Genomic DNA, 1602 nt, shown 5'->3' on the forward strand with positions numbered 1-1602 from the left:
GGCGTTTTCGCCGTTCCCGCCAGGCTGCAACGCCCTGACCTGCACCTTCACACCGCGACGCCGACTATATCGACGCTGAGCTGCGGAACGCAGGCTGTCCGGAAGGAGGCAATGACGCTGGCGGAACACGTACGGCCCGAAGCCCTCGACGAGCTACAGCGCCAATGGCGTGCTGCCGGCAAACTCCCCGCCGGCGAACCCGTGCAGCTCCTCCGCGACCTCGCGGCAGAGATGAGCCAGGCCATCAGGAGCAGCGACTCGTACGGACGGCCCGTCGAAGGCATCCGCCTCGCGCACAGTCACGTGGAGGAGGCCCTGGCCCGCGACCTGCACGGCAGAGCTGCCGCTGAGCGCGGTGAGGGAGTCCGGGCCGGTGCGATGCCGGATCATCCCCGTACAGCGGTCGACGAGCACGCGACCGGGCAGACGGCGAGCGTGGTCCACGACGACAACGCCGACCACACCGCCGGCACCGCCTCAGTCCACCACGCTGGAGCGCTCGCGACGCCCGCGTGGACGCAGGCCTTCCCCAAGCTTCGCGTCGCCCAGGTCGACGCGGCGGTTGTCGCCAAGCAGCCCGTGGCGGCGACCGCGGAGAAGACGCGCGGCAGAACGCGATGACCGACCCCACGTCCCAACAGACCCCCAACGACGCGGCAACTCAACTCGATGCACTCGCCGCTGAGGTGGCGAGACTGACGAACCAGGTCGCCGACCTTCAGCAGGCCCAGATCGAGCGCATCCGCGCCGGTAATGGGGATGATCAGCCGCCGCTGTACTCGACGGTCGAGGAGTGGGTGACCAAGTACCTGTTGCCGACCTTTCCTCGTCCGGTCGGCGAGGTCGGCATGACCCGGTGGCACTGGTGCGAGCGATGGTGGCGCCATGACGAGGCGGTCACCCGGCTGACCGCCCTCTGGTATGGCTGGGAACAGGCTCGGCTGCAGATGACCGGCATGCTGCCCTGGCTGCGAGAGCTCGACCACCAGCTGCCCATCCTGTACGGCGACGACGGGCCGTTCCGCAACTGCTCTGCAAGCGGCGACCTTGGCGTAGCGCAGCACTACTCATCACCGGAGGTGCCGGCCGAGCTCGCGCCCGAGAACTGGTGGAGCTGGTGGGACTGATCGGCGACGGCTACACGCATGCCCTGTGCAGGATGACGTTCTCTGCCTGCTCCGCCGCAGGGTCTTGTGATCGATGCGGCTACCTTCGCCCTGTGATTGACGAGCTGATCAGCAAGGTGGCCGTCGGGGACGACGACCGATCAGCGGCAGATCAGTGCGTTGACTCGTGCTGAGGCGCGCCAGCGGTCGTGGCGGTCGACGAATCGAACACATCGCGGACCGAGGGCGGATTGGCTGCGGGCTCCTCGTAGAGCTGTGTGAACAGCGACATCTCTATGATGCGGGGGGCAACGATCCCCGCCCGTACGGCTCAAATGGCGGTTTCGCCGGTGCTGCGGCGCCAAGGCCGGTTCTACGACACCAACGGTCACTACTAGTATGGCAGCCGCCATTTGCTAGGTGAGCAGGGCGTATTCGCGGTTGAGGCGGGTGCGTTGGTGGTGCCAGCGGGCGCGGGCCTGGTGTCGGCGTCGCC

At 67.7% G+C, this 1602-nt stretch carries 2 protein-coding genes; both read left to right on the top strand.

Annotated features, from left to right (window positions below; all coding sequences use genetic code 11):
* Positions 1 to 621, top strand: a 621-nt coding sequence (locus GA0070215_RS27785; protein ID WP_208600438.1) for a hypothetical protein, incomplete at its 5' end; no start/stop codon positions are given.
* On the top strand, positions 618 to 1127 hold the full coding sequence (locus GA0070215_RS27790; RefSeq protein ID WP_091051795.1) for a DUF4913 domain-containing protein: 510 nt from the start codon (positions 618 to 620) through the stop codon (positions 1125 to 1127). The genes GA0070215_RS27785 and GA0070215_RS27790, both read left to right, overlap by 4 nt.
* The last annotated feature ends 475 nt before the right edge of the window (positions 1128 to 1602 follow it).

This window comes from Micromonospora marina, from assembly GCF_900091565.1.
GTDB classification, from domain to species: domain Bacteria; phylum Actinomycetota; class Actinomycetes; order Mycobacteriales; family Micromonosporaceae; genus Micromonospora; species Micromonospora marina.

Coding starts and splice junctions, on each gene's coding strand:
- GA0070215_RS27790 (WP_091051795.1), top strand. CDS start 618: ATGACCGACCCCACGTCCCAACAGACCCCCAACGACGCGGCAACTCAA.